25 protein-coding genes are annotated in these 26,332 nt (G+C 57.9%); 11 read left to right on the top strand and 14 right to left on the bottom strand.

What is annotated here, in order from left to right; genetic code table 11:
- Positions 1-40: 40 nt before the first annotated feature.
- A complete protein-coding gene (gene argH / locus BMY98_RS07100; protein ID WP_074886613.1) occupies positions 41-1,468 on the bottom strand; it encodes an argininosuccinate lyase in 1,428 nt (475 codons plus the stop codon).
- A 259-nt stretch (positions 1,469-1,727) separates the two neighbouring features.
- Here argH and BMY98_RS07095 point away from each other — a divergent pair, with 259 nt between their 5' ends.
- From BMY98_RS07095 to BMY98_RS07085, 3 genes are all read left to right on the top strand, one after another.
- Positions 1,728-2,492 carry a sulfite exporter TauE/SafE family protein gene (locus BMY98_RS07095; protein ID WP_074886610.1) on the top strand — a complete coding sequence of 255 codons (765 nt, stop codon included), beginning with the start codon at positions 1,728-1,730 and terminating at the stop codon, positions 2,490-2,492.
- Between the two features lie 213 nt (positions 2,493-2,705).
- Positions 2,706-3,290: an NADPH:quinone oxidoreductase MdaB gene (gene mdaB, locus BMY98_RS07090; RefSeq protein ID WP_074886607.1), complete on the top strand. Its 585-nt coding sequence runs from the start codon at positions 2,706-2,708 to the stop codon at positions 3,288-3,290.
- Between the two features lie 169 nt (positions 3,291-3,459).
- Positions 3,460-4,356, top strand: a complete 897-nt coding sequence (locus tag BMY98_RS07085) for a LysR family transcriptional regulator (protein ID WP_074886604.1) — start codon at positions 3,460-3,462, stop codon at positions 4,354-4,356.
- Between the two features lie 258 nt (positions 4,357-4,614).
- Here BMY98_RS07085 and BMY98_RS07080 read toward each other — a convergent pair whose 3' ends face one another.
- Positions 4,615-5,493, bottom strand: coding sequence for a LysR family transcriptional regulator (locus BMY98_RS07080; protein ID WP_074886601.1), 879 nt, complete (start codon positions 5,491-5,493; stop codon positions 4,615-4,617).
- Positions 5,494-5,675: 182 nt separating this feature from the next.
- On the opposite strand from BMY98_RS07080, the gene BMY98_RS07075 reads away from it, so the two are divergent.
- Positions 5,676-6,551, top strand: coding sequence for a DMT family transporter (locus BMY98_RS07075; protein WP_074886663.1), 876 nt, complete (start codon positions 5,676-5,678; stop codon positions 6,549-6,551).
- Between the two features lie 47 nt (positions 6,552-6,598).
- Here BMY98_RS07075 and BMY98_RS07070 read toward each other — a convergent pair whose 3' ends face one another.
- The gene (locus tag BMY98_RS07070) at positions 6,599-7,912 is read right to left on the bottom strand and encodes a M12 family metallo-peptidase (protein ID WP_074886598.1); all 1,314 of its coding nucleotides are present in this window, start codon (positions 7,910-7,912) and stop codon (positions 6,599-6,601) included.
- A 354-nt stretch (positions 7,913-8,266) separates the two neighbouring features.
- On the opposite strand from BMY98_RS07070, the gene ggt reads away from it, so the two are divergent.
- Positions 8,267-9,934 (top strand): gamma-glutamyltransferase, encoded by a 1,668-nt coding sequence (gene ggt / locus BMY98_RS07065; protein WP_074886595.1) that lies wholly within the window; start codon positions 8,267-8,269, stop codon positions 9,932-9,934.
- A gap of 136 nt (positions 9,935-10,070) precedes the next feature.
- Here ggt and BMY98_RS07060 read toward each other — a convergent pair whose 3' ends face one another.
- Entirely contained in the window at positions 10,071-11,654 is a 1,584-nt protein-coding gene (locus BMY98_RS07060; protein WP_074886592.1) for a peptide chain release factor 3, read from the bottom strand.
- A 334-nt stretch (positions 11,655-11,988) separates the two neighbouring features.
- Between BMY98_RS07060 and BMY98_RS07050 the strand changes: the two genes are divergently transcribed.
- The 4 genes from BMY98_RS07050 to BMY98_RS07035 are packed head-to-tail and all read left to right on the top strand — an operon-like array spanning position 11,989 to position 15,530.
- A complete protein-coding gene (locus BMY98_RS07050; protein WP_074886589.1) occupies positions 11,989-12,702 on the top strand; it encodes an ABC transporter permease in 714 nt (237 codons plus the stop codon).
- Positions 12,703-12,730: 28 nt separating this feature from the next.
- Positions 12,731-13,699, top strand: a complete 969-nt coding sequence (locus BMY98_RS07045; protein ID WP_083398737.1) for a glycine betaine ABC transporter substrate-binding protein — start codon at positions 12,731-12,733, stop codon at positions 13,697-13,699.
- Positions 13,696-14,349 carry an ABC transporter permease gene (locus tag BMY98_RS07040; RefSeq protein ID WP_074886586.1) on the top strand — a complete coding sequence of 218 codons (654 nt, stop codon included), beginning with the start codon at positions 13,696-13,698 and terminating at the stop codon, positions 14,347-14,349. Before BMY98_RS07045 ends, BMY98_RS07040 begins: the two co-directional genes overlap by 4 nt.
- An 11-nt stretch (positions 14,350-14,360) precedes the next feature.
- Entirely contained in the window at positions 14,361-15,530 is a 1,170-nt protein-coding gene (locus tag BMY98_RS07035; protein ID WP_074886660.1) for an osmoprotectant ABC transporter ATP-binding protein OsmV, read from the top strand.
- Between the two features lie 130 nt (positions 15,531-15,660).
- Here the strand turns inward: BMY98_RS07035 and BMY98_RS07030 are convergent, their stop codons facing one another.
- Positions 15,661-16,122, bottom strand: a complete 462-nt coding sequence (locus tag BMY98_RS07030) for a hypothetical protein (protein ID WP_074886583.1) — start codon at positions 16,120-16,122, stop codon at positions 15,661-15,663.
- Between the two features lie 119 nt (positions 16,123-16,241).
- Here BMY98_RS07030 and BMY98_RS07025 point away from each other — a divergent pair, with 119 nt between their 5' ends.
- A complete protein-coding gene (locus BMY98_RS07025) occupies positions 16,242-16,532 on the top strand; it encodes a hypothetical protein (protein ID WP_074886580.1) in 291 nt (96 codons plus the stop codon).
- Between the two features lie 12 nt (positions 16,533-16,544).
- Here BMY98_RS07025 and BMY98_RS07020 read toward each other — a convergent pair whose 3' ends face one another.
- The 3 genes from BMY98_RS07020 to BMY98_RS27570 all read right to left on the bottom strand — a co-directional run bounded on the left by BMY98_RS07020 (position 16,545) and on the right by BMY98_RS27570 (position 18,371).
- Complete coding sequence (locus tag BMY98_RS07020) at positions 16,545-17,879, bottom strand: N-acetylmuramoyl-L-alanine amidase (protein WP_083398736.1); 1,335 nt, start codon at positions 17,877-17,879, stop codon at positions 16,545-16,547.
- 3 nt (positions 17,880-17,882) lie between these two features.
- Complete coding sequence (locus BMY98_RS27575; protein ID WP_245760030.1) at positions 17,883-18,131, bottom strand: hypothetical protein; 249 nt, start codon at positions 18,129-18,131, stop codon at positions 17,883-17,885.
- A 90-nt stretch (positions 18,132-18,221) separates the two neighbouring features.
- Positions 18,222-18,371 carry a hypothetical protein gene (locus tag BMY98_RS27570; RefSeq protein ID WP_245760029.1) on the bottom strand — a complete coding sequence of 50 codons (150 nt, stop codon included), beginning with the start codon at positions 18,369-18,371 and terminating at the stop codon, positions 18,222-18,224.
- A gap of 536 nt (positions 18,372-18,907) precedes the next feature.
- Here BMY98_RS27570 and BMY98_RS07010 point away from each other — a divergent pair.
- Complete coding sequence (locus tag BMY98_RS07010; RefSeq protein WP_074886578.1) at positions 18,908-20,071, top strand: type III PLP-dependent enzyme; 1,164 nt, start codon at positions 18,908-18,910, stop codon at positions 20,069-20,071.
- 53 nt (positions 20,072-20,124) lie between these two features.
- On the opposite strand, the gene BMY98_RS07005 is transcribed toward BMY98_RS07010, so the two are convergent.
- The 6 genes from BMY98_RS07005 to BMY98_RS06980 form a co-directional block, all read right to left on the bottom strand.
- Positions 20,125-20,901 (bottom strand): hypothetical protein, encoded by a 777-nt coding sequence (locus BMY98_RS07005; RefSeq protein ID WP_074886575.1) that lies wholly within the window; start codon positions 20,899-20,901, stop codon positions 20,125-20,127.
- A 97-nt stretch (positions 20,902-20,998) separates the two neighbouring features.
- The gene (locus BMY98_RS07000) at positions 20,999-22,144 is read right to left on the bottom strand and encodes an alpha-xenorhabdolysin family binary toxin subunit A (RefSeq protein ID WP_074886572.1); all 1,146 of its coding nucleotides are present in this window, start codon (positions 22,142-22,144) and stop codon (positions 20,999-21,001) included.
- A gap of 129 nt (positions 22,145-22,273) precedes the next feature.
- Positions 22,274-23,272, bottom strand: a complete 999-nt coding sequence (locus BMY98_RS06995) for an alpha-xenorhabdolysin family binary toxin subunit B (RefSeq protein ID WP_074886569.1) — start codon at positions 23,270-23,272, stop codon at positions 22,274-22,276.
- 1 nt (position 23,273) lies between these two features.
- The gene (locus BMY98_RS06990; RefSeq protein WP_074886566.1) at positions 23,274-24,461 is read right to left on the bottom strand and encodes an alpha-xenorhabdolysin family binary toxin subunit A; all 1,188 of its coding nucleotides are present in this window, start codon (positions 24,459-24,461) and stop codon (positions 23,274-23,276) included.
- A gap of 256 nt (positions 24,462-24,717) precedes the next feature.
- Positions 24,718-25,512, bottom strand: coding sequence for a tetratricopeptide repeat protein (locus BMY98_RS06985; RefSeq protein ID WP_074886563.1), 795 nt, complete (start codon positions 25,510-25,512; stop codon positions 24,718-24,720).
- Between the two features lie 3 nt (positions 25,513-25,515).
- Complete coding sequence (locus tag BMY98_RS06980; protein WP_074886560.1) at positions 25,516-26,196, bottom strand: Fe2+-dependent dioxygenase; 681 nt, start codon at positions 26,194-26,196, stop codon at positions 25,516-25,518.
- Positions 26,197-26,332 lie beyond the last annotated feature (136 nt).

Here is a 26,332-nt window from a genome sequence, read left to right as displayed (position 1 = left end):
GATGTGCACGCGGTCAGTCAGTGGGACTGGCTGCGCGCAATTAACCCCGCGGGCCGTTGTAGTCCTTGGCCCATTGCTCTTGCGCCACCAAGTGCTGTTTAAACCGCGCGATTTGCTCGGCCACCCGTACCGGCGACGTGCCGCCCCAACCGCTGCGCGCCGCCAGTGCGGCTTCCAGCGTCAGGCTCTCCAGCACCTCCGGCGTCAGGCGCGGGTCGGTGTCAGCGAGCATCTTCGGCGTCAGCTCTGGCAGCCCGATGTCCTGCGCCTCACACAGCTGAACCAGCTGCCCGGTGATCTCGTGGGCTTCCTTGAACGGCACACCGCGAACGGCCAGCCAGTCCGCAATTTCTGTCGCCAGGGTGAAACCCAATGGGGCCTGACGCAGCAACTCGTCCTTGCGTACCTTCATCGTGCGGACCATGCCGGCAAAGGCGGGCAGCACCAGATTCAGCGTGTCCAGGGCGTCGAAGATGGCGTGTTTGTCTTCGCTCAAATCCCGGTTGTACGACAGCGGCTGTGCCTTGAGCACCGACAGAATCGCTGTCAGCGAACCGATCAAACGACCGGATTTACCCCGGGCCAGTTCGGCGATGTCCGGATTCTTCTTCTGCGGCATGATCGAGCTGCCCGTGGCGTACGCATCGTCCAGCTCGACCCAGCGAAACTGCCGCGACGTCCAGATGCAGAACTCCTCGGCCATGCGCGAAATATTGATCCCCAGCATGCTCGCGCAGAACAGAAACTCGGCCACGTGATCGCGGCTGGCGACGGCGTCGATGGAGTTCTCACACGGCCCGGCGTAGCCCATTTCCGCCGCCGAACGTTGAGGGTCGCGGGCGATGGCTGAACCCGCTATGGCGGCGGCGCCGAGGGGCGATAGATTGAAACGCTGATCCCAATCCTGCAGGCGCTGGATGTCACGATGAATCGCCTGGGCATGGGCCATCAAATGGTGACCAAACACAATCGGCTGCGCCTGTTGCAGGTGAGTAAAGCCGGGCGCGATGGTCTCGATATGCGCTTCGGCCTGACTGACCAATGCCTGCTGCAGATCGAGAATTGACAGGGTCAGCACGCGAATCCTGTCACGGAGAAACAGCCGCATGTCATTGGCGGTCTGATCGTTGCGCGAACGTCCGGCGCGCAGCTTGCCGCCCAGTGTGCCGAGGCGTTCGGTGAGCAGGCGCTCGATGAATGTGTGCACGTCCTCATCGGCGGGAATGGGCTGAATGCTGCCGGCGGCAAAGTCCTCGTCGATCGATTGCAGCGCCTCGATGATGCGGCGGGTTTCGTCGGCATCCAGCAAACCGGCGCGCTCAAGCTCGTGGGCGTGGGCCTTGGACCCTGCGACGTCATAAGGCGTCATGCGGAAATAGACGGCGGGCGAGCGTGACAGGTTGGCCATCGCTTCAGCCGGCGCTGACTTGAAGCGCGCCCCCCACAGACGATCCGTTGCATCGGACATATGCATTCCCCCTCAAACACGTGATTGCTGGCGAGCCAGGCGTCGACGACGTCAGGGGATCCTAGAAAAAACCGGCTGCCGGTGAAACGTTACAAATGGCAAGTCGGGTTGGCAGAAATGGAAAGCTGCCTGGTTCGGCCTGCTGAGCAGAAGCGTGGTAGCGACTATTTTTCTGTTACCCCAGGTGCCTGAATGTGGTGAAGTGGCGCCGATTGCACAATCCGATGTTCCCCTCGTCGACCTATCGCAGGATGCGCCCATGGATGGTTTCCTATCGCTTTATCAACACCTCGGCTGGACCTTGTCAGTGCTGGTGATGCTGACGTTTCTGTTGGCGGGGACGGTCAAGGGCGTCATCGGCATGGGGTTGCCGACCGTGGCGATGGGCTTGCTCGGCGCGATGATGCTGCCGACCCAGGCGGCGGCGCTGCTGCTGATTCCCTCGACACTGACCAATCTCTGGCAGCTGGCAACCGGCGGGCATCTGCGGGGGCTGTGCGCGCGATTGTGGCCGCTGCTGCTGACCATCGTCATCGGCACAATACTTGGCTCCTACGCGCTGGGGCTTGGCAACGGGCACGGCATGGCGAAGGCGCTGGGCGGCGCGCTGTTTGTGTACGCGCTCTGCGGCCTGTTTCTGCCGACGCTCAAAGTACCGCCCGCTGCCGAGGGCTGGCTCGGGCCGTTGTGCGGATTTATCACCGGCCTGGTCACCTCGGCCACCGGCGTTTTCGTCATTCCGGCGGTGCCCTACATTCAGAGCCTGGGGCTGGATCGCAACGAATTGGTGCAGGCATTGGGGCTGTCGTTCACTGTCTCGACCCTGGCACTGGGTGCTGGTCTGTTCTGGAACGGCGCAGTCGGCAGCGCCGAAATGGGCGCCTCGCTGCTGGCGCTGGTTCCGGCATTGCTCGGCATGATGTTCGGCCAGTGGCTGCGTCAACGCATCAGCGCCATTGCGTTCAAGCGGATGTTCTTCATTGGCATGGCGCTGCTGGGCGCGCACTTGATGATTGCTGGCTGATTACGCGGTGTCCGGCCCGCATTCACGCGTTAGGCCAATCAACGTAAATTCATCAATAGCCGCCTGACTCGTGATTCAGGCGCAAATGTATTTTGCCCCTCTGCGGCTTATTCCCCTCTCGCCTGATCGATATTCTGCCGTCCATTCCAATTGAAGATCCTCAATCCGGCACCGCTAAACAGCGGGCTGCATTGACGACGGACGAGGCTTGATATGAAAAAAGTACTGTTTCTCAACGGCGGCAAACAATTCGCCCACTCCGACGGCCGCTACAACACCACGCTGCATGAAGCCGGCCTGGCGCTTCTGGATCGCGCCGGGTTCGACGTGCAGCAGACCTTCATCGACGGTGGCTACGACGTGGCCGAGGAAGTGCAGAAGTTTCTCTGGGCGGACGTGATCATCTGGCAGATGCCAGGCTGGTGGATGGGCGCGCCGTGGACGGTGAAAAAGTACGTCGACGAAGTCTTCACCGAAGGGCACGGCAGCCTGTACGCCAACGACGGTCGCACCCGTTCCGATGCCTCCCAACGGTACGGCAGCGGCGGCTTGCTGCACGGCAAGCAGTACATGATTTCCGCTACCTGGAACGCGCCCCAGCAAGCCTTCGACGACCCGGCGGATTTCTTCGAAGCCAAGGGCGTGGATGCCGTGTACTTACCGTTCCACAAGGCTAACCAATTCCTGGGCATGACCGGCCTGCCGACCTTTCTGGCGGTGGACGTGATGAAGATGCCGAACGTGGCCGCGGACGTTAAGCGGTATGAGGCGCACTTGGCCTCGGTGTTCGGGATCTGAGCGCGAGGAGCGAGTTACTAGCTTCAAGCGGCAAGCGGCAAGCGGCAAGCGGCAAGTTTAAAGCTCAATGCTGGCCGCTTGTGACTTGCAGCTTGCAGCTTGCAGCTTGCAGCTTATAGCTTGCTCCCAAGAGCGCTAATATCCGGTCTCTTGTGAGCGGGAGACAACAGTGAAAGCCAGGTCGGATGAGTTGCAGGTGTTTGTCACGGTGATCGAAAGCGGCTCGATTTCCGCTGCGGCCGAGCAGGTCGGGCAGACGCCCTCGGCGATCAGCCGCACCTTGTCGCGACTCGAAGGCAAGCTGGGCACGACGTTGATCAACCGCACCACGCGGCGCATGGACCTGACCGAGGAGGGCAAGTATTTCCTCGAGCGGGCCAGGCAGATTCTGGATCAGATGGAAGAGCTGGAAGAGCGCATGTCGGTGCGCCAGCAGACGCCGTCCGGTCGTTTGCGGATCAATGCGGCCTCGCCCTTCATGCTGCATTCCATCGTCCCGTACGTCGCCGAGTTTCGTGCGCAGTACCCGGACATCCAGCTGGAGCTGAACAGCAACGATCTGATCATTGATCTGCTGGAACAGAGCACCGATGTGGCGATCCGCATTGGCGTGCTGGCCGATTCCACCCTGCATGCCCGGCCCCTCGGCAGCAGTCCGCTGAACATCCTCGCCAGCCCGGAATACCTCAAAAAACACGGTACGCCGAAAACCGTGGAGGCGCTGAGCGGACATTCACTGCTCGGCTTCACCCAGACAGAAACGCTCAATCACTGGCCGTTGCGCCACGCCGACGGGGATCGGTTGTTCATTCAGCCGACGGTCTCGGCATCCAGCGGCGAGACGTTGCGCCAGTTGGCGTTGGCGGGTGAGGGCATCGTTTGCCTGTCGCACTTTATGACTCACGAAGACATCCGCCAGGGCCGCCTCAACGTCATCCTGCCCCAGGCCAACAGCGGCTATCGCCAGCCGATCCACGCCGTCTACTACCGCAACTCGCAGCTGGCATTGAGGATTCAGTGCTTTCTGGATTTCATTCAGAAAAAGCTGGCGGTGTACGCGGCTTGAGGCTGCTTACTTGGCACTGCATCTTTCGCACTCACTTCCTACCGCAGAAGTTTGCTCGCGCACGTCCATTGTAGGAGCGCGCTTGCCCGCGAACGCAGTGTGTCTATGACGAAAATGCAATCTGACCCACCGCCTTCGCGGGCAAGCGCGCTCCTACAGTGTGTCGTGTGAACCTTCAAGATTTCGGAAACACCCGAGGCATTCGACGTCTTGTTCATCCAGCTGGATGCGCGTGGTCGATTGGGTTTCGGTGCGCCGTCAATCTTGGGCCACCCCGCTGAATTCCGCCCGCAACATCTCCACAAACGCCTCCCGCGCCGGGTGATGCTCGGCGTTCTCGTGCCAGTAAAACAGGTTATCGATGGAGGTCAGTTCAGGGAATTCATAACCGACCCAGCCCGAGCCTTTCCGGTACTGCTCGTAAACCCCTTTGGGCACCAGCGCCACGCCTGCCCCGGCGCTGACGCAGCCGACGATGGTGCCGTAGTTGGCAATGCTGACGATGGGCTGAGTCTGGCCGTCGTGCTGCAACCAGCGCTCCAGCGCCGCGCGATAAGGGCAGCCTTCGGGCCACATGAAAATCGATTTGCCCTGCAGATCCGCGGCGCTGCGAATCGGCCCCATCGACTCGGCGGCAATCAGTACCAGATCCTCCCGGTACATCGATGTGCGCTTGAGCCGTGGGCGTTTGACGTCGATGGCAACAATGGCGCCATCGAGCTTCTGGTTGAGCGTCGCGTCGAGCAGTTGCGTGCCGGTGCCCGTCGTCAGCTCCAGTGACACCTGCGGATAACGCGCATGAAAGCGCGCCAGCAGTCGGGGTAGCCGCGCGGTGGCCGAGGATTCAATGGCGCCGATACGCAATGGCCCGGAGGGCGCGGCATCGGGATGCACCGCGCGCTTGGCTTCGTCGGCCAGGCTGAGCATCTTGCCGGCGTAGGTGAGGAAGATTTCCCCCGCCGGGCTGATGCGCAACCCGCGCCCCTGACGGTAGAACAGGTCGGTGCCCAGTTCCGCCTCAAGCGCCTTGATCCGCGCGGTGATGTTCGACGGCACGCAATGCAGAACTTCAGCAGCGCGGGCAATGCTGCCGGTGTCGACCACGGTCTTGAACATGCGAATCTGGGCCAGTTCCATGCATCACCAAAAGTGAGTGTTTACGTCATTATTGTTCGGTTGTGGTGAGCATAAGTTGTTTCGATACTCGCAGCCATGGGCAGGCGTCGGGCCTGTCCGCAGGAGTTATCGAAATGAGCGTGGTGGCAGAGCCAGTTTGCAGTTCGGATACACCGGTGAGTGCTGCGGTGCCGTGGGAAGGGATGAAAGTTGCCCTCGCCACGTTCTTCGTGGTCGCCTGCTGGGGCTTTTCGCCCACCGGCATTCGTATCGGTTTGCAGGCCTATGAGCCGGGGCATCTGGCGCTACTGCGCTTCCTGATTGCATCGGTGTTCATGCTGTTGATCGCCTCATCGCAACGCATCGCGTTACCGCGCCTGAAAGACGTGCCGTTGCTCGCGGTGCTGGGTTTCTTCGCCGTCAGCCTGCACCACATCGCGCTGAATTTCGGCCAGGCTGGCGTGAGTGCCGGGGCGTCCAGCGTGCTGGTGCAATCAACGCCTTTGTTTACCGCGCTGCTGGCGCATTTCGTGTTCAAGGAGCGGGTCAGCGCCTGGCGTTGGGGCTGTGTTGCGCTCGGGCTGGTGGGCGCGGCGATTGTCGTCACCGGTGATCGGGGCATTGGCCACATGGACGCGCGCGGGCTGCTGATTCTGCTGGCGGCGTTTTCATGGAGCGTTTATTTCTCGCTGCAGAAGCGTCACAGCCATCGGTACGACGGCCTGACCATGGTCTGTTATACGGTCTGGGCGGGCACGGTGTTCCTGCTGATTTACTTGCCGGGTCTGATTGGGGAAGTCTTCAACGCGCCGCTGAGGGTCAATGTGGCAGTGGGTGTGCTGGGGCTGTTCCCCAGCGCACTGGCGTATCTGGCTTGGGCCTACGTTCTGAAGCACATGGACGTCAGCCGCGCGTCCATGAGTTTGTACCTGACACCGCCGATGGCCATCGCCATTGCCTCGGTGATGCTGGGCGAGATGCCTTCCCCGCAGGTCATCCTCGGGTCGATTGTGGTGCTGGCGAGCGTCCTGGCCCTGAACCTGCGGCGGGAGCGGGTAAAGCTGATCGAGGCGAGCTGATCGTACCCGGCTGATCGTACGAAGCTTAGGGCTGAAACCTGGTGCCGCTATTGGCTGTAGTATTTTGAAATGCTCTGCTTAGTCAGCTCCAGCACGCGGCGGTTGTCAGCGCTCTGAGCGTCGCCCATAGGGACGCCGTTGTAGCGCAGATCGGGATTGGACCAGGCGTTCAGGACTGGGCAACCACTCGACCATGGCACGCAGGGATAAGCCATGAGTGTTCTCCATTGTGCAGCGTCAACTGTGTAGCGATATCCATGGGCATAGGAATACGGGCCCTGTCCTGAGTCGTTTTCAGGGTTGTGGCGAGCAGACTGTAAATGACCCAGCTCATGGGCGAATGTCTGGTTGAAGATGCATCGATAGTTCACGGCAGCGACTGCTGTAGCGGCAGTCGAGCCTACCTGTTTTGCCAGGCCGCAAAGATAATCGCCCTCAATAACGCGGCCGTAATCATCAATCAGCATGACCACGTCGCTGAAGGACTCCTCCCTGATGACCATACTGTCGTCCATGTACCCATCCTTGGGATCCATCAGGCGATTCATGTCCAAATCCAAAAAGTTGGATGAGCTGTAGTTCGTCACTTGGTATGCACTCAACCTGAGGCTGATGCCGATATCACTGTTGATATAGCTTTGGTTCGCCTGAGCGACTGCCAGCTGCATCAAGGCGAGCATGTCGCCGTCATAGGCGTCCACGGCTCTCTGCATGATGACGGTGAATACGTCTATAACCACATTACCCGCCGATTCGGTCGGTGATGATTTTTCCAGGACAGCCCCAGATCCAGATGGCATGGGGGCATTACCCTCATCGGGCATTTTCGACTCGTCCAGTTCCACGATGAGGTGCTTGCCATCTTTCATAGGCCGTAGCCAGAAGAGTCTGGCGCCATGACGAATGACGCCCGTTACACCGGTCTTAGACTTAACCAGCGTGATTGAATTGAGAGGATCCTGTCGTGCTGCGTTGAACGGCTCAATGTTGATATGCGGCTCTAGATTTCCGTACCAGACAGTCATGTCTGACACGTCCTTTTCGCGCGCTTCATCACGCGGAACAGACACTTTGGAAGGCTGGTTCAGTTGTTCACTGCGAACGAATGTGGCCAGCAGCGTTGCTCCATCCATCTCCAGCGCCAGAATCGAATGATCTTTAATCTGACTGGCGTCGATATCCGCTTCGCTTATCTTGATGGTCCCTGGGAATGAATGCTGCGCTTTCAACGTCGCTGATGCGTCGAAATCTCGCTCATCAAGTGGCCGGCCTGATTTCAGAAATGGCGTCTCAGCGGCCGTTGCCGGTGTGGCCGCCGCCAGGGGGATTAGGAATACTAACCAGGCCAATATCCTTATCACGGTGGTGCTCCGTTCTGGTTAAACGCCCAGTGGCTTTAATTGATGGTAGGTATTTCAAGACGCTGTATTAGATTCGTTGGCGATGCAGACAAGGGCTGTTATTGCGATTAATTTCGGACCGCAGGGATGATGTGGGGCAGGTTGAATCAGGTATCGAGTGCTTCAGGTCAGACCACGAACGGCGTTACACCACAGGACTGGCCAAACTCATCACGGGGCAAGCCGGTTACCCGCGTGTGGCCGTTTGCGTTTGCGGCAAGTTTCATCATTAATGTGCAGCGGGACCGTTAGTCTCTTCAGCCTCCAGACAGCACATCAGTAACAAGCTGTCGTATTTGTCATCAAGGAAGCCCCATGCGTGCAGTGATCCTCAAAACCCTTGCCCTGTCGGTGATCTTCGCCGCGAGTTCGCCGGTGTATGCGGTAGTGCTTGAAGGCGGCGCCGTCGCGTCTCCCGATCAATACGGTGCTCAGGTCGCTGCACAGATTCTCAAGAAGGGCGGCAACGCCGTCGATGCCGCTGTCGCCACGGCGTTCACGCTGGCGGTCACCTACCCCGAAGCGGGCAACATCGGCGGCGGTGGCTTCATGACCCTGTTCATGAACGGCCGGCCTTACTTTCTCGACTACCGCGAAGCCGCGCCGAAAGCGGCCACCCGCAACATGTACCTGGACGACAAGGGCGAGGTCATTCCGGGCATGAGCCTGGTCGGCGCGCGTGCATCGGGGGTGCCCGGCACCGTCATGGGGCTGTGGGAAGCCCATGAGAAATTCGGCAAGCTGCCGTGGGCCGAGCTGCTGACGCCGGCCATTGGTTATGCCAAAAACGGCTTCAAGGTCGCCGACAAGCAATACATGTATGGCGCTGAAGCGATCAAACAGCTCAACGGCAAGACCAATTTCGCGGATTACTTCGGCGACATGAAGACCGGTGAGACCTTCCGGCAACCGGAGCTGGCCAAGACCCTGGAACGCATCGCCAACAAAGGCGCCAACGAGTTTTATCAGGGCCAGACGGCCGACCTGCTGGTGGCGCAGATGCAACACGACAACGGCCTGATCACCAAAGAGGATCTGAAGGATTACAAGGCGATCTGGCGCAAGCCGTTGCACGTCAACTTCAACGGCAACACGCTCTACACCGCCCCGCTGCCCAGCTCCGGCGGCATCGCGCTGGCGCAGTTGATTGGCATGAAGCAGCAGCTGGCTGATGACTTCAAGGACGTGCCTCTTAATTCGGCGAGATATATCCATCTGGTGGCAGAAATCGAAAAACGGGTGTTCGCCGATCGCGCCAACTACCTGGGCGATCCGGACTTTTCCGTGCCGCCGGTGAGCCAACTGACTGACAACGCCTATCTGGCCAAGCGCGCCCATGAGGTCAACCCGACGGCGATTTCACCCACGGAAAACGTGAAGGCCGGGCTTGAATCGCACCAGACCACGCACTTCTCCATCGTCGATGCCAAGGGCAACGCCGTCAGCAACACCTACACCCTGAACTGGGATTACGGCAGCGGCGTGGTGGTGAAGGGCGCAGGCTTTTTGATGAACGACGAGATGGATGATTTCAGTTCCAAGCCGGGCGTTGCCAACGCGTTCGGTGTGGTGGGCGGGGATGCCAACGCCATCCAGCCCGGCAAGCGCATGTTGTCGTCGATGAGCCCGAGCCTGGTCACCCGCGACGGCGCGGTCACACTGGTGCTGGGCACGCCGGGCGGCTCACGGATTTTCACCACGGTGTTTCAGGTGCTGAACAATATCTATGACTTCCACATGCCGCTGAAAGACGCAGTTGCCGCCCAGCGGGTCCATCACCAGTTGCTGCCGAAAGACACGATCTACACCGAGAAATTCGCACCGCTGGCGACCCCGGTGGCTGACGAGCTGACCAGCATGGGTTACACGCTGAAGGACCAGGGCTGGTCGATGGGCAATGTGCAAGCGATCAAGATCGACGGCACGAAAGTCGAAACCGCGTCCGATCCGCGTGGGCGGGGTGTGGGGATGGTGGTGAAATAGGGGGGTAACTGATCGTTCCCACGCTCCGCGTGGGAATGCATCTCTGGACGCTCCGCGTCCGCAGTCCAATCGCGCGGAGCGTCAGCAGCGGCGCTCCCACGCAGAGCGTGGGAACGATCACTCGGAGGAGTGAGCCTTAGTGATGCTCCCGCGTTGCGCGGAATTTCACGTCAGGCCAGCGCTCTTCCATCAAGGCCAGGTTGACCCGGGTTGGCGCGAGGTAGGTCAGGTGACCGCCGCCGTCCACTGCCAGGTTTTCCACCGCCTTGTTCTCGAATTCTTCGAGCTTCTTCTTGTCGCTGCAATCGATCCAGCGGGCTGACCACACAGTGATCGGCTCGTAGGCGCATTCGACTTTGTATTCTTCCTTCAAACGGCTGGCGACCACATCGAACTGCAGCACACCGACGGCGCCGAGGATGATGTCGTTGCTGCGCTGCGGGAAGAACACCTGAGTGGCGCCTTCCTCGGCCAGTTGCTGCAGACCCTGGCGCAGCTGCTTGGATTTCAGCGGATCCTTCAGGCGTACGCGGCGGAACAGCTCCGGGGCGAAGTGCGGGATGCCGGTGAAACCCAAGGCTTCGCCTTCGCTGAAGGTGTCGCCGATCTGAATTGTGCCGTGGTTATGCAGGCCGATGATATCGCCGGCGTAGGCTTCTTCCAGCTGTTCACGCTCGCTGGAAAAGAAGGTCAGCGCGTCACCGATTCGCACGTCCTTGCCAGTGCGCACATGGCGCATTTTCATGCCTTTATCGTACTTGCCCGAACAGATGCGCATGAACGCGATGCGGTCGCGGTGCTTGGGGTCCATGTTCGCCTGGATCTTGAACACGAAGCCGGTGAATTTCTCCTCGACCGGCTCCACCGTGCGCTCGTTGGCGACGCGGGCCAGGGGCTCCGGCGCCCAGTTCACCACCGCATCAAGTACGTGGTCGACACCGAAGTTGCCCAGCGCTGTACCGAAGAACACTGGCGTCAGTTGGCCGTCGAGGAATTCCTGCTGGTTGAATTCATGACAGGCGCCTTGCACCAGTTCCAGCTGATCGACAAAGCGATCGTACTCATCACCCAGGTGGGCGCGCGCTTCATCGGAGTCCAGCTTCTCGATGATTTTTACCTCGGTGCGCTCATGACCGTGACCGGCGGTGTAAACGATGATGTAGTCGTCGGCGAGGTGATAAACGCCCTTGAAGTCGCGGTAGCAACCGATCGGCCAGGTAATAGGCGCGGCCTTGATCTTCAGGACCGCTTCGATCTCGTCGAGCAGCTCGATCGGGTCGCGAATGTCGCGGTCGAGCTTGTTGATGAAGCTCACGATCGGCGTGTCGCGCAGGCGGCAGACATCCATCAGTGCGATGGTGCGGGGCTCAACGCCTTTACCGCCATCGAGCACCATCAGCGCCGAGTCGACAGCGGTCAACGTGCGGTAGGTATCTTCGGAAAAGTCTTCGTGGCCCGGGGTGTCGAGCAGGTTGATCATGTGATCGCGATACGGGAACTGCATCACCGAGGTGGTGATGGAAATGCCGCGTTGCTTCTCCATTTCCATCCAGTCGGAAGTGGCGTGACGGTCGGATTTACGCGACTTCACCGTGCCGGCGACGGAAATGGCCTTGCCCATCAGCAACAGCTTTTCGGTGATGGTGGTCTTACCCGCATCGGGGTGGGAAATGATGGCGAAAGTGCGGCGTTTCGCGACTTCGGCGGCCTGTCTGGTCATGGGAAATCGCCCGAGAGGTGATTCAAAAAAAGGGCGGCGATTATAGCCCAAACCAGAGCAATAACCGAACCGTTCAGTCAATAAAGGGTGGCCAGATACCATCGCACGTGGGAACCTTTGCGGTTAAGGAGACGTCCATTCCCTGGTATCGCTACATGCCAAGGGTTGCAAAATCAGCAAGTTAGCTTGACGAAGCTGCGCTCATGGCTTGTGTTTTCGCCGAGGTATCAACCTTTCCGGCGACCCACCCGCTGCTCTTCGCGAACGTTCGCGTGCTGCCTGAAAAGGCCGGTTCCACGCCAGACGTTTGCCGACTGAAATAAGGAGTCCGCCCGTGGCAAATCGCTATGGCAAGGGGCTGTTGGGAGGTGTGATTGTCATCGCACTCCTGGCCCTGCTGGTCCAATGGATCGGCATCAGTACCATCAGGCAATATCAGGACGATCTGCTGTTTTATCTGCAAGCCCACGTCTGGCTTGTGCTGGCTTCGATGCTGGCGGCACTGGTAGTCGGGATCCCGACCGGCATTGTCCTCAGCCGACCTAACATGGTTGGCCGCGCCGAACGCTTCATGCAGATCTTCAACATCGGTAACACCGTTCCTCCTCTCGCCGTATTGGCCATCGCTCTGGGCATCCTGGGCATCGGCAGCGGTCCGGCGATCTTCGCTTTGTTCCTCGCTTCGTTATTGCCCATCGTGCGCAACACCTACGAAGGCCTGAAAAACGTTCAGGGTTCCCTTAAAGAAGCCGCGCGCGGCATCGGCATGACACCGCGTCAGGTGCTCTGGCGTGTCGAATTGCCCAACGCCGTGCCGATCATCATCGGCGGTGTGCGCGTGGCGTTGGCGATCAACGTCGGGACCGCGCCACTGGCGTTCCTCATTGGCGCGAACAGCCTGGGCAGCCTGATTTTCCCCGGCATCGCCCTGAACAATCAGCCGCAACTGGTGCTGGGCGCCGCGTGTACCGCGTTGCTTGCGCTGCTGCTCGATGGCGCCGTGACCCTGGCAAGCCGTCTCTGGCTGGAACGCGGCCTGGCTCGATAAGTCGAGCCCCGCTGAGAAAGGAATTGGTATGAAGAAGTTATGCACATTAATCATGGGCGTCGGGATGTTGCTGTCCGGTTTCGCCCAGGCCGCGGATGCTCCGGCTGAAATGCCGGTGCTGCGCATCGGCGCGCGGGTGTTCACCGAGCAGACCATGCTGGCCGAACTGACGGCGCAATACCTGCGCGACAAGGGCTATCAGGTTCAGATCACCGGCGGCCTTGGCAGTAACCTGGCGCGCAGTGCTCAGGAAAGCGGCCAGCTGGATCTGCTGTGGGAGTACACCGGCGTGTCGCTGGTTGCCTACAACCATGTTGATGAGAAGCTCGACAGCGAGCAGACCTATCAGCGCGTCAAGGAGCTGGACGCCAAGAAGGGGCTGGTCTGGCTATCCCCCTCCAAGTTCAACAACACCTACGCGCTGGCGCTGCCGGACAAGATTGCCCAGCAGTATCCGCAGGTCAACACCATGTCTGACCTGACCACGGTGCTCAAGGCCGAGGCCGACAAGGGCCACATCGTGGCGCTGGACACCGAGTTCGCCAACCGTTCCGACGGTCTGGTGGGCATGGTCAAGCATTACGGCATGAACCTGGGGCGTGAAAACACCCGTCAGATGGACGCGGGCCTGGTCTACACCGCGCTGCGCAACGGGCAGGTTTTTGCAGGGCTCGTTTACACCACCGATGGCCGCTTGAACGCGTTCAAGCTCAAGGTGCTAGCGGACGACAAGCACTACTTCCCGGACTACACCGCTGCGCCGGTGATCCGCAAGGAGTACCTGGACAAGCACCCGGAACTGGCCGATTTGCTCAAGCCGCTCGCCGCGCTGCTGGATAACCAGACCATGCGTACGCTGAACGCGCGCATCGACGTCGACCACGAAAGTCCTACCGTAGTGGCGGCTGAATTCCTGCGCGAGCATCCGATCAACCCTTCCGCCGACAGCGTGCCGGTCCCGCCGACGCCGGCGGCAAAACAGGAGGAGAAACCATGAGTTTCCTCAGCGCTTTCTCCCATCTGGACTGGAATCAGGTCATGCACCTGACCCTGCAACACATCACTCTGGTCGGTATCGCAGTGACATTGGCAATTGTCGTCGGCGTTCCACTGGGCGTGTTGATGACGCGCTTTCCGACCCTTGCCGGGCCGTTGCAGGCCAGCGCCACCGTGCTGCTGACCATTCCGTCGATTGCCTTATTTGGCTTGCTGCTGCCGTTTTATTCGAAGTTCGGACAGGGCCTTGGCCCATTGCCAGCGATCACAGCGGTGTTCCTCTATTCGCTGTTGCCGATCATGCGTAACACCTATCTGGCCCTCACGGGCGTTGATCCAGGTATCCGCGAAGCCGCGAAAGGCATCGGCATGACTTTCGGCCAGCGTCTGCGCATGGTTGAACTGCCGATCGCCGTGCCGGTGATCCTCGCCGGTGTACGCACCGCCGTGGTCATGAACATCGGTGTCATGACCATCGCCGCGACCATCGGTGCCGGTGGTCTGGGTGTACTTATTCTTGCTTCTATCAGCCGCAGCGATATGTCGATGCTGATCGTCGGCGCCGTACTGGTCAGCATTCTGGCCATCTTCGCCGACCTGCTTCTGCAATGGCTGCAACGCTCGCTGACTCCAAAAGGATTGCTCAAATGACTGTCAAAACCATGATCGAACTGCAAAACCTGTCCAAGACCTTCCAGAGCAACGGCAAGGAAGTGAAGGCCGTCGATTCCGTGAGCCTGACCGTCAATGAAGGCGAGATCTGTGTGTTCCTGGGTCCGTCGGGCTGCGGCAAAAGTACGACGCTGAAAATGATCAACCGCCTGATCATGCCGACCTCCGGCAAAGTGCTGATCAATGGCGAGGACACTACAGGCCTGGACGAAGTGACCCTGCGCCGCAACATCGGTTACGTGATTCAGCAGATCGGCCTGTTCCCCAACATGACCATCGAAGAAAACATCGTGGTCGTGCCCAAGCTCCTCGGTTGGGACAAGCAGAAATGCCACGACCGCGCCCGCGAACTGATGAGCATGATCAAGCTGGAACCCAAGCAGTATTTGCATCGCTACCCGCGCGAGTTGTCGGGCGGTCAGCAACAGCGGATCGGCGTGATCCGTGCGCTGGCCGCAGACGCGCCGCTGCTGCTGATGGACGAGCCGTTCGGTGCGGTCGACCCGATCAACCGCGAGATGATCCAGAACGAGTTTTTCGAGATGCAGCGCGCGCTGAACAAGACCGTGATCATGGTCAGCCACGACATCGACGAAGCCATCAAGCTGGGCGACAAGATCGCCATCTTCCGCGCCGGCAAACTGCTGCAGATCGACCACCCGGACACGCTGCTCGCGCACCCGGCGGATGATTTCGTCAGTAACTTTGTGGGCCAGGACAGCACGCTCAAGCGTCTGCTGCTGGTCAAGGCCGAAGACGCGGCGGACAACGCACCGTCCGTGAGCCCGGAAACGCCCGTCGCCGATGCGCTGGAAATCATGGACGAAAACGACCGCCGCTATGTTGTGGTCACCGATGCTGAAAACAAGGCAATGGGCTACGTCCGCCGCCGCGACCTGCACCGTCAGGCCGGCACGTGCGACCAGTACCTGCGCCCGTTCAACGCCACCGCCGCCTACGACGAACACCTGCGCATCCTGTTGTCGCGCATGTACGAGTTCAACCGCTCGTGGCTGCCGGTGCTGGATGCCGAAAACGTGTTCCTGGGTGAAGTGACGCAGGAATCCATCGCGGCTTACCTGAGTTCCGGCCAGTCGCGCGGGATGAAGACCAGCATTGTCTCGCCGGCGGATTTGGTGGAGCAGGCTGCGCTGAGTTGATGTGAAGGGCCCGGGCGCTTTGGTGCCCGGGCTGGCTCTGCGTCAATGAACTCGCTTCTACAGGTAAAATGCACTGTCCTGTGGAAGCGGTTATACACGGTGGGGGCAAGCAATTGTGGTGGGATTTATACTAGTCCCTCGTTGCGCTACCAAGTTGCGTCAGCGTAATCCGATAACTTCTTAACTGATCTCCTTCAGTAACATACTCTTCACTGAAATAGAGGTAGACCGCACCTTTCAGCGTTATGGCTACGCCATCGGGTGTTTCTTGAATTACTACGTTTTCCAAAGCGCTGTCCGTGATCAGGAATTCACCCCCTTTATTAAGTTTTTTGAGTAAGTCTGCATCATTACCGTCAAGCGGCTTGCTGATAAAGAATCGTAAAGTGTCCATGTCAGTGACCATCGCACCGTAACGGGTGATATATAGCCAGTCGCCCTGAGGGAGCTGCCGTTTCAAAACCACCTCATCAGCGTCGCTTCCGAATTCAAAAAAGTCGCCGAACGATGCATTGAAAATCAAAACCGCTACAAGCAACCAGAATGCATGTTTGTAGGTGAACCCAAGATTCGTATCGCTTACGGTATTCATAGATTTTTAAGGGGGCGTAGCAACGGATTCGCCCGAGATTGGTTAGGCGGGTTGCAGGTCAATGGCGACGCACTCGTCATGATTATGATTCAGTAGATTCGCACTGATACCGGAGAATCATGCGTTTCGGTGAGTTCGTAAATTTGCTTGCACTTGTGAAAGTCGTCCATCGTATTTATGGGAGTATCGAAACCTACGTAATATTTGCAAAAATCGATGGCGTACTGTCGCTCCTTGGTCTCCAGATATCCATTCCAGTTATCCTCATGATCACTGCGAAATACATTGATAAAGCTGATTTTGTAGGTTGGGCGTTTTTTAATGAAAAATGTCAACTGATCGTCTTCTATCCATCGTGTTTGGTAAAAGCCCAAAAAAAAGGAGTGGTGGAATTAATAACGCGATTATGAGCGAGATTTTTTTCATGCTTCAGGGGGGCTGTTCAAGGAAGTTTTGAGTCTAATTAAATTGACGAGAATCATCCCAACATTTCCCGGACAGATTTTCCCATTGGCTTTCTGGCGTGGAAATTCTTTATGACCACCCAGTCGGGTGATGTTGAAAACGCTTTTCAACGCATTGACGAGATTTAGGGTCGCATCAGCCTGTTGGAGCGGGATTTCATTGGTGGTACTAAACCCGATGGCGTCCAGCACGCTTCTTCCCCATGCAGTGGAGCCTCCTCCTTCTTCGGTCGTGGTCAGGTTGTTGAGCAATACAATGCTGATCACGGCAGTGTTGTATAACTCAACACCCGATGCTTTAAATCGAATATCTCTACCCTCATAAACAATGCCCGAGCAGTCGATTCCAAAGTGATAGCCGATGTCATCGAATTTTTTCTCCTCAAGATGTGTTCTTAGCGCTTCTTGCATTTGGTTCGCACCCTCCCCGCAGGAATAACTCCTCCCTGCGTGATGAAGCGCGATCATTGTGTAGTCCCAGTCTCGAACCAAAGCCTTTTTAGGCGGCTGCGCATGCCACTCCGACCGCTCAACAAACCCATGCCCCAACTCACGCACCTTCCGAATGATCGCCTCGCGCGTCGCGGCCCGATCATTCACGGTGATCACCATGGGCTTGGGCGTGTCCCCGTGGATCAACGTCTCGACCCGCGTCGTAGTGGTCACTTCCCGCGTCGTCATTCCCGCAAGCTCGTTCAACTCGCGCGCAGGCGAACGGAACATGACGTGGAGGGAAACGACAGAATCTGCTGAAGAACCCTCAACGCGCGCCATTCCGTTGCTGTCGGTAGTCCCTGACTTTTGCTGACCATCCACCGTCGCCGTGAATGTCCGGTTCGCGAGGGGCTGCCCCGTTTCGCTGTCGCGGATGGCGAACGCACGGGCGAAGATTTTCCCCGGCGCCGGAGTGGTGTGTGGATAAAGAGAAGACGGGGTATTCGGCGTGGGCATAATGGGGTGTGGCGCCGCAGCGGCGTCCGGTGTCGCTCGACTGGCCCCCGCGCGTTCTGACCGCGAGGCAATCAATCGATTGGTGCCCGGCGGACATGCGCACAACACAAGCGCGTCGTGCACGGCGGTCGGAATGCCATCCCACGTGAAGCTGTCGTCCCCTTCGACAATTTCGCCAACTTGCCCACACACGCCGCAGGAGCTGGTCTTGTCGCCGAGCCGCAATGCCATGCGGCCATCTTCCAGCGAAGTTTGAACAAGGCTGGCGTGGCAGATGGCGCCGGTGGTGGTTAGGTCACCGTCGAGGCCTTGCTCCCGGCCGTTGATGTCGAAGATTGTCATGCTTCAACTCTCCACGTCGGACAGAAAGTCATCCGGCCAGGCGACATCCTTGCGCTGGAGCAGAAGAAGAGAACCCTGCGGCGTATTGATGATCTCGTCGCCGTTGCTCAAGCGGCTGCCCACCAGCGCCATTTGGCTGTTCGCCTTTCCTGCACCCGTGACGACCTGGGCCATGGTGCCGTCGGGATAAACGGCGCAGTCACCGACGCTAGCACCTGCGACCTTGCTTCCGTCCGCCAGTCTGAACTCCACGCCAAGGGCGCCTCTCACGATCACACCGCCATCGCGGGTCTGGCTGCCTTCCGCCGCCACCCGGAAAATGCCGGTGCAGGGGTGGGCTTGCTAGTAAGCCTCACTCTCTCTCACCTGAGCCAGCGCTGCCGGACTGAACGTGGTCAGCGCCTCTTCCGAAAAGGGTGGTCGATCCAGATCACGCAGGTACTCGAAGGTGACGTCATTGTTGTACGGCGGGGAATAGGCAGTCTTGTTCATGACTTTGATCCTTGGTCAGGTTGATTCAGCGCCTCGTACAGTTCGAGCGAAGCGAATGGACGCCAACCCTAGTGATCATGATCAGTGGGATACGTGGGGGAGAGAGATCCGGTGCGTAGGGCATTTCGGGTGATCAGGTAGCCGACGTCTGACGGACAGGTGGCTTTCGTGACGGATTGCCCATTTGCCGCCCACCGGGAACATCACCCTGTCACATCGGTCGGTTACTACGGGTTGATTGAACGCGCGTGGATTCCCGTCTGGCAAAAACGGGCAGAAACGCGACATTTTTAGTTGATCTCCGGCCCCTCAGGTCCTACAGTTCGCGCCGAACGTCCATGCTGGAAACGATCCATCCGGCTCAAGTACTGACGACGAGACAGCAAGGCCAACCGTGGTGTGTCACCGGATGGCCTTTTTGCTTTCGGCCGAGCAGCCTTGGGAAGTAGGCGAACCAAAGTGGGGATACGGAGGACGTTCACGAGCCGCGCGCTCACACCCATTGTTTTTTACCGTTTGCCAACAGGAGTCCCCGCATGTCGATCCAGGTCGAAGACTATTTCGAGAAAAGCACCTTCGAAAAAATGAAGGCGTTTGCCGACAAGCAAGAAACCCCATTTGTGGTCATCGACACCGCGATGATCGGCAAGGCCTACGACGACCTGCGTGCAGGCTTCGAATTTGCCAGCATCTACTACGCCGTGAAAGCCAACCCGGCCGTTGAAGTCATTGACCTGCTCAAGGAAAAAGGCTCCAGCTTCGACATCGCCTCGATCTACGAGCTGGACAAAGTGATGGATCGCGGTGTCAGCCCGGATCGCATCAGCTACGGCAACACCATCAAGAAATCCAAGGACATCCGCTACTTCTACGAGAAGGGCGTGCGTCTGTTCTCCACCGACTCCGAAGCGGACCTGCGCAACATCGCCAAGGCCGCGCCGGGCTCGAAAGTCTACGTGCGTATCCTCACCGAAGGCTCGACCACGGCTGACTGGCCGCTGTCACGCAAGTTCGGCTGCCAGACCGACATGGCGATGGACCTTTTGATCCTCGCCCGCGAACTGGGCCTGGTGCCTTACGGCATCTCGTTCCACGTCGGTTCGCAGCAGCGTGACATCAGCGTCTGGGACGCCGCGATCGCCAAAGTAAAAGTGATCTTCGAGCGTCTGAAAGAAGAAGACGGCATCGTTCTCAAGCTGATCAACATGGGTGGCGGCTTTCCGGCCAACTACATCACCCGCACCAACAGCCTGGAAACCTACGCCGAGGAAATCATTCGCTACCTGAAAGAAGACTTCGGTGACGACCTGCCGGAAATCATTCTGGAGCCGGGCCGTTCGTTGATCTCCAACGCCGGCATTCTGGTCAGCGAAGTGGTGCTGGTGTCGCGTAAATCCCGCACTGCCGTCGAGCGTTGGGTGTACACGGACGTGGGCAAGTTCTCCGGCCTGATCGAAACCATGGACGAAGCCATCAAGTTCCCGATCTGGACCGAGAAGAAAGGCGAAATGGAAGAAGTGGTCATTGCAGGCCCGACCTGCGACAGCGCCGACATCATGTACGAAAACTACAAGTACGGCCTGCCACTGAACCTGGCTATCGGTGACCGCCTGTACTGGCTGTCCACCGGTGCGTACACCACCAGTTACAGCGCTGTTGAATTCAACGGTTTCCCGCCGCTGAAATCGTTCTACGTTTAAGCGTTTGCTGTAGCAATAAGCGGCTCCCGGTAGGGTGCCGCTTTTCTTGCGCTTCAAATACTGAATCGAAGAATGTTGTCGAAGGTGTAATCAATCAGGCGCTGGGCCTCGCGTGCCGAGCTGGCCGCTGATTGACTCGACACAGTCATGCGCCGCGCGGGTTGATTGGCCTTCAGCATGCGGATCTCCAGGACGGTGGCGTTCAAGAGGCCGGAGAGCCGCGAGCAATAGGCCCCCATATTCCCCGCCGAGAGGATCGCCGTGTTGTAGGCGCGACGATGCCATTCAAGGCTGCTTCTTGCCGAAGCGAGGCTGCTCTCGTCGGTCACCGCGCTGTTAAACGTTCCCGGTACGTTACTGGATTTTCCTTTAACCAGCAGCCCTTTGCGTTCCGCGTATTCATAGGCCCTCACGTGCATGAAGTCCATGAACCGGGGAATGGTCTGCGTGGCGCATTCGATGATGCGGTCGCATTCTGCCTGTTGCCGCTTGAACTCTGCTTCGTGGCGCAGCATATCCTGCGTGAGCTGCGCGATTTGGCTGTCAAAGGGATTGCTGTCCAGCAGTGCGATCATGTCGGTCAGTGTCTTTTGGGTGTCCTGATGGAGCGCGCGAATCTGCTTCGCGCCAGTGCGCCACAGCGAGCTGCCTTGCCGCGCGGTGGCAACGACCTGATCCATCACGGGTTCTTTGTATTTACCGTACTCGGCCTCAGGCACCAAACCGAGTTTGATTTTGAAGGCTTCAATATGTTGGGGAAGCTCTTCCAGGTAGCCGATGTTGAATCCCAGATAAGCGACGTCGTCGTATTCGATGAGATGTGTTGTCATTTTCCGCCCTCCATGGCGTTACAGCGCGAACCCGATGCGTTGCCACTGCAAGGTGGCCTGGCATTTTGCGTGATCCTGAATATTCGAATTCGCTAGGTCATTGATGTCCATGATTCTTGCGGAAGTCACGGTCTGCTTCTTTGAACACCTTGAGTAAGGTGTCTGCGTCGCGTTTTATTTGAGCCCAGGGTTGGGCCACGAGGTTGAAAGCATTCAAGAGGCGACGCAGGGACAGTGCGCTGTCGATTCTTCCTGCTTCCTGAACCGAATGAGTCAGGTAGGTATGTAGGCCGTTCCACACAACAACCATGTTTTGAGTAGCGATGTCTGCATCCAGAATGACCCGTGTCAAGTCATGCCAATCACTGCGAACGCGATGAAGTGAGCCGTGAATCCTGTTTTTCTGCTCAAGCAGAATAACGCTGGCCTCCTGTTGCTGACGCAGTGCGCTTATCTGTTTGCGCACTTTATCTGCCTCGCTGCTGCGATAAAGCCCCAATGCGGGTACAGAGATACTGTCACCGGCGGACTTTTGGACCAGCGCCGTGTATTCACGCTGCTTCTCTTCAATGTCAGCACTCCGTCTATCGACGACGTCTATCAGCGCTTTAATGTCGGTTGGCAACTGACTGGTGTCGATGCTCCGTAGCTTGAGCCGTACCTCGGGCATCACTTCGGCCGACAATTCTTGAGCGAAGGCATTGAGCCGGCGCTTGAGTAACTCGGTTACATTTCGACGCTGCAGAACGAGCGATGCGACCTGCAGGATGTACTGCAGAAACTCCGCCTGATCTTCCGGATCAAGCTTTTCAGACGACTTGGCCTTGATCTCGTTATAGAGGTGTCGTACGCCGTTTGCGTACACCAGCATCTGATCGGCGAAAACCCAGAGTTCGCTGCCGACATTCATCAGATCGGTGCGAAGCGGGTTCCATTGCAACGCATGTTGATGAATACGATTGAAAGTCGTCTGGAAGTCCCGGGCTTCCAGATGCGGGCCCGCGCCGGTCTCGTAGCCAAGGTAAAAAATGACATCGTTGAGTGCCGTTGGAAGTGCGAGACCGCGGCTTTCATAACGCTTCAAATCAATCAATTGCTCTTTCGTGAGAATGAGCCCAGGCGCACGAACGGTGCCTTCTGACGTGCCCGCTGCAGCGGAAATCAACGTGCCGGGCAGCCGCTCTGCCAAGTCAAGTCTCTCATCGCGAATGGGGGCGTTATCCAGTGGTTCGGATGATTTCATGTCGTTAATCCTTTAAAGAAATGAGGTGCGCCGGAGAGCGCTGTTATGACCAGCACACTCCGGGCATGAGGCCGGGATGAACATCCTTGAACCTCCCGGCCGCAGTGTTGCGCATTATCGGGGATGAAATCAGGCCATGACCTTCAAATGTTTCGCCAGCGACAGTACGTCCGCGGCAAATTGAGCGACCCCGTCCTGATCGGCGCCATTGACGTTGCTATGGGTACTCAGGAAGGAGCGGGAAGCCGTGACGCACTTTTCGTATTCGGCAACGTACTGCGCTCGGTGGTCGTCGAAACGATGGGATTCGGTCACCAGATCTTTTTTCCACGAGACCAGACGCAGCTCTTCTTCCTTCGCAAGCGCGCGCTCGATCAGGTCATTGATCTGTTTGCGCAGCCTGTCACGAGCTTCAATCATGCCCACATAATTGATCAGGCTCTCGGCCCTTTCCAATACCTGCAAAGCCACATTAATAGCCGCCTCTACCGCCATCACTTCGGGCGTGGCCATTCCCAGTTTGGTGATTTCCTGAGCGCTCAGCGCTGTATCTTTGGCGATCTGGGTGAAGCCTTTGGCTTCGATCAGCGCCATCGCTTCCGTCAGCGCCTTGCGTTTTGCGTCCAGCGCGTTCTGACGTTCTGTGATTTCAAGTACTTCTGTCGGCAGGCGTGCCAGATCCGCTTCGAACTGAGTGATGTATTTGTCCGTGGCCGTGCGATCAATCGGGGCGGCCATGGCAGGAATCAAGCTTTTGAGTACCCGCTCTTTTTCGCTTACGTACCCTATGATGGTCTGGACCCGTTGACCAATGTCTTCGATGATGTCTCCATGGTCGGACTCAGGTGGGTTGCGTAACTCGGATTGCAGGTATCGAAGCGCATCAACCTGCCTGTTTGTTTCGCTTTCCAGTGAGTTGACGGTCTCACGCAGCTGGAAATCAGCAGTCCGCAGCGCCTGGTCCTGGCCAGAGATTCGGCTGTGCAAAGACGGGAGGTACTGTGTCTGAATGAACAACCTTTTAACTTCAATGGTTGCATCATTGGCCTTGGCTTTCGCCTGTCGAAACGCTTGCGGGTTCAGCATTGGGTATTCGATGCTGCCTGGGAATTGAGCAATAGTGTTCATTTTAAACTCCGTATTCTTCTTTGAATTCGCGGTCGGCTGCTGCAAACACGTCTTCTAATTTTTTGGCATCGACTTTGATGGTTTCCCAAGGTTTGACCACCAGGTTGAATTGGTTACGGAATCTGCGCATGGAGAGCCCATCGTGGATACCCTTGATTTCGGTGGCGGAAGCAGCGATGAATGTGTGAAGCGAGTTCCAGACGGTGATCAGGTTTTTGGTGGCGATGTCGGCATCGATCACAACCAGATCCAGGTTTTGAAAGTCCATTCGTACACGACCCAGCGACGCCAGAATCCTGTTTTTCTGGTCCATCAGCGCGATGTCCTTCTCCTGTTCATTGGAGAGCCTGTTACGTTCCTTTCGGATTTTCTCAGCCTCGACGCTGGAGTAGATCAGCATGGCCAAATTGCCGAAGACAGAGCCGACGGCTTGCATCACAAGTTCTTTGTATTCTTTGTTCTTCTCGTCGATGGTCATTGAGCGTTCATCAATTTTTACCTGCAGCGCTTTGATTTCGCTGCCCACGGAATGGTTGTCCATGAGAGACAGTTTTTGCTTGATGTCACCGAGCACTTCCCCGTCTAATGCCTCGCCGAATTTTTTCAGACGCTCTTTGATTCGAGTTGCTTCGATTGCCTGCTCCTTTATTTTTTCAAGTATTTGATCCAGGAAATAACCGAGATCACTGCGGTCTAGTGCTTTGATATCGGGGAATGTTATCCCCGAGTTGATTTCGAATTTGCGCAGATCTTCAAGTGTGTTGATACCGTGTTCGTCGACCAGTTCCAATGCCTTTATGCTTTTGAAAACGTCCTCCATGGCCTCGTGATAGGTTCCAACTGAGCCGGCGAACACCGCCAGTTTGGTGTTGACGGTCAGCATATCCGTGCGCAATGGATTCCACAGTCTGGCGTGACCATTGACGAGTTGGAACGTCTCCTGAAAGTCCGTGGCCTCCAGGCCCTTACCAGCACCGCTTTCATAGCCCAGATAGGCGATGACGTCTTTTAGTTCGGTCGGAAGGGCCAGTCCGGCGATTTCATATTTCTTGAGACTTTTGATCTGATCTTTGGTCAAGATCAGACCGGTGTCCCGAGTATCGGTTTCAGGTGTTGCAACGGATGAACTGAAAAGTGCCTCAGGCGCCGTCGCTGCGACGGTGATAAGGTCTTGTTCTGATTGAGACATATCATTATTCCTTTAATGATGTCGCGTTACTGTTCCGGGGCTTCTTGCACTCCGGATGCAGGCGGGTAAGTTACCTGCACGAAGAAGAGAGTAAGTTGTACTCTTGGGGAGGTCAAAGTGGAAAAGTAGTTTGAATCTGTAGGAAGATTCCAGCGGCTCACAGGTTACTACTGACTAACTCCCTGAAACCAGCACGTTCGAAGCGTTGCGAGGGTTTCATTGGGCTGTATTAGAAAGCAGAACTTACAATTGCCCACTAAAGAGCGTTCAAGAGGTCACGATAGGTCGCAGCGTCCGTTTCGTCCCCAAGGTGTGCCGCTTTGGCATGGTAATCCAGCGCCAACCTGTGAATTTCCGGGTGGACTGCGTGCAAGAGGACCTGGCGACTGACGCGCAGGAATTTAAGATTGCCAATGCTCAACGCGGTTTGGAGCCATTTGACGGCCTCCTGGATACGACCTTGTTCGGCCAATACTGCGGCGTAACTGAACTGCCCGCGAAAGTCGCCGCCTTCGGCCGAACGCTGGTACCAGTCGTAAGCGCCAGCCAGATCCTGATCGCAGCAAAGACCCTCTTCCAGATAACGCCCCACCAGGTTCATCGACTTGGCATGGCCCAGTTCTGCCGCCTTGCGATAGCACGCCAGCGCGCGAGCCTGGTCTTTATTGACCCCACGGCCGGTCGCCAGAAGATTGCCGTAGTTATAAAAGCCCCAATCCAGACCATCCTCGGCGGCGAGGCGATAATGCTCGGCTGCCTTTGCGGCATCCGGCTCACAGCCCCACCCATGCTCGTGGCAACGGCCGGCCATGTTCTGCGCCATGGCGTGTCCGCGACGGGCCGCAATCTGAAACCAGACCAGCGCCAGCGCCGGATCGCATTCGATGCCGCTACCGTCGAGCAATATCTGTCCGAGCAGCGCCTGGGCGTCGACGATATTGGCCTGCGCCGCAATCAGAATCGCCCGTGCGGCACTGGCCGGGCTGTCTTCAAGCATGGCGCGCAACTGGTCGCCATCGAGCACCTCTTCACGTCGCAGATTCCAGGTCATGACTCAGACCTCGACCCACTGCCGCAGCAGGTTGTGATAGGTGCCGGTCAGCTGAAGCAGCGAGGGGTGATCAGGCACATCGCGGCCGAGTTGCTGGATGGCCGCGTCCATTTCGAACAGCAGCGTGCGGTGGCCATCGTCACGCACCAGGCTCTGGGTCCAGAAGAACGAGGCGTACCGCGCGCCCCGTGTCACGGGGTTGACCTTGTGCAGACTGCTGGCCGGATACAGCAGCAGGTCACCCGCCGGCAGCTTGACCTGACGGGTGCCGAAGGTGTCCTGGATCACCAGTTCGCCACCGTCGTAATCCTCTGGATCGCTGAAGAACAGCGTCGATGACAGATCGGTGCGCACACGCTCGGCGCTGCCCTTGGCCTGACGCACGGCGTTGTCGATGTGGAAGTCGAAACTGCCCCCGCCGGTGTAGCAATTCACCAAGGGCGGGAAGACTTTGTGGGGCAGGGCGGCGGACATGAACAGCGGGTTCTGCCACAAGCGTTCGAGCATCGCCGCGCCAATCTCCACGGCAAGCGGATGGCCTTCCGGCAATTGCAGGTTGTGCTTGGCTTTCGCCGACTGGTGCCCGGCGGTGATCTTGCCGTCAGCCCATTCAGTTTCTTCCAGCGCCTGACGGATGCGTCGCACCTCCTCGGGTGAAAACAGACCGGGGATATGTAGGAGCATGAATCGCGACCTGCGAGAAGAATGAGGCGGCGGATGATAGTGATTCTTATTGATCGTGTAAAACACCATCCGCGCGCGTGAATGGGTGGATGTGAAAATTGAGTAATGGGAAAGTGTAAAGAATGTAAGTTTTCTG

The organism is Pseudomonas graminis (genome assembly GCF_900111735.1).
Lineage (GTDB): Bacteria > Pseudomonadota > Gammaproteobacteria > Pseudomonadales > Pseudomonadaceae > Aquipseudomonas > Aquipseudomonas graminis.
The sequence above is the reverse complement of the archived record's forward strand: the minus strand, read 5'-3'. Positions and strand labels throughout refer to the sequence as shown.

Bases quoted from the DNA above. Each gene is read 5' to 3' on its own strand.
- argH (WP_074886613.1), bottom strand. From the start codon at position 1,468: ATGTCCGATGCAACGGATCGTCTGTGGGGGGCGCGCTTCAAGTCAGCG.
- BMY98_RS07095 (WP_074886610.1), top strand. From the start codon at position 1,728: ATGGATGGTTTCCTATCGCTTTATCAACACCTCGGCTGGACCTTGTCA.
- mdaB (WP_074886607.1), top strand. From the start codon at position 2,706: ATGAAAAAAGTACTGTTTCTCAACGGCGGCAAACAATTCGCCCACTCC.
- BMY98_RS07080 (WP_074886601.1), bottom strand. From the start codon at position 5,493: ATGGAACTGGCCCAGATTCGCATGTTCAAGACCGTGGTCGACACCGGC.
- BMY98_RS07075 (WP_074886663.1), top strand. From the start codon at position 5,676: ATGAAAGTTGCCCTCGCCACGTTCTTCGTGGTCGCCTGCTGGGGCTTT.
- ggt (WP_074886595.1), top strand. From the start codon at position 8,267: ATGCGTGCAGTGATCCTCAAAACCCTTGCCCTGTCGGTGATCTTCGCC.
- BMY98_RS07060 (WP_074886592.1), bottom strand. From the start codon at position 11,654: ATGACCAGACAGGCCGCCGAAGTCGCGAAACGCCGCACTTTCGCCATC.
- BMY98_RS07045 (WP_083398737.1), top strand. From the start codon at position 12,731: ATGAAGAAGTTATGCACATTAATCATGGGCGTCGGGATGTTGCTGTCC.
- BMY98_RS07040 (WP_074886586.1), top strand. From the start codon at position 13,696: ATGAGTTTCCTCAGCGCTTTCTCCCATCTGGACTGGAATCAGGTCATG.
- BMY98_RS07035 (WP_074886660.1), top strand. From the start codon at position 14,361: ATGATCGAACTGCAAAACCTGTCCAAGACCTTCCAGAGCAACGGCAAG.
- BMY98_RS07030 (WP_074886583.1), bottom strand. From the start codon at position 16,122: ATGAATACCGTAAGCGATACGAATCTTGGGTTCACCTACAAACATGCA.
- BMY98_RS07025 (WP_074886580.1), top strand. From the start codon at position 16,242: ATGCGTTTCGGTGAGTTCGTAAATTTGCTTGCACTTGTGAAAGTCGTC.
- BMY98_RS07020 (WP_083398736.1), bottom strand. From the start codon at position 17,879: ATGACAATCTTCGACATCAACGGCCGGGAGCAAGGCCTCGACGGTGAC.
- BMY98_RS27570 (WP_245760029.1), bottom strand. From the start codon at position 18,371: ATGAACAAGACTGCCTATTCCCCGCCGTACAACAATGACGTCACCTTC.
- BMY98_RS07010 (WP_074886578.1), top strand. From the start codon at position 18,908: ATGTCGATCCAGGTCGAAGACTATTTCGAGAAAAGCACCTTCGAAAAA.
- BMY98_RS07005 (WP_074886575.1), bottom strand. From the start codon at position 20,901: ATGACAACACATCTCATCGAATACGACGACGTCGCTTATCTGGGATTC.
- BMY98_RS07000 (WP_074886572.1), bottom strand. From the start codon at position 22,144: ATGAAATCATCCGAACCACTGGATAACGCCCCCATTCGCGATGAGAGA.
- BMY98_RS06995 (WP_074886569.1), bottom strand. From the start codon at position 23,272: ATGAACACTATTGCTCAATTCCCAGGCAGCATCGAATACCCAATGCTG.
- BMY98_RS06990 (WP_074886566.1), bottom strand. From the start codon at position 24,461: ATGTCTCAATCAGAACAAGACCTTATCACCGTCGCAGCGACGGCGCCT.
- BMY98_RS06985 (WP_074886563.1), bottom strand. From the start codon at position 25,512: ATGACCTGGAATCTGCGACGTGAAGAGGTGCTCGATGGCGACCAGTTG.
- BMY98_RS06980 (WP_074886560.1), bottom strand. From the start codon at position 26,196: ATGCTCCTACATATCCCCGGTCTGTTTTCACCCGAGGAGGTGCGACGC.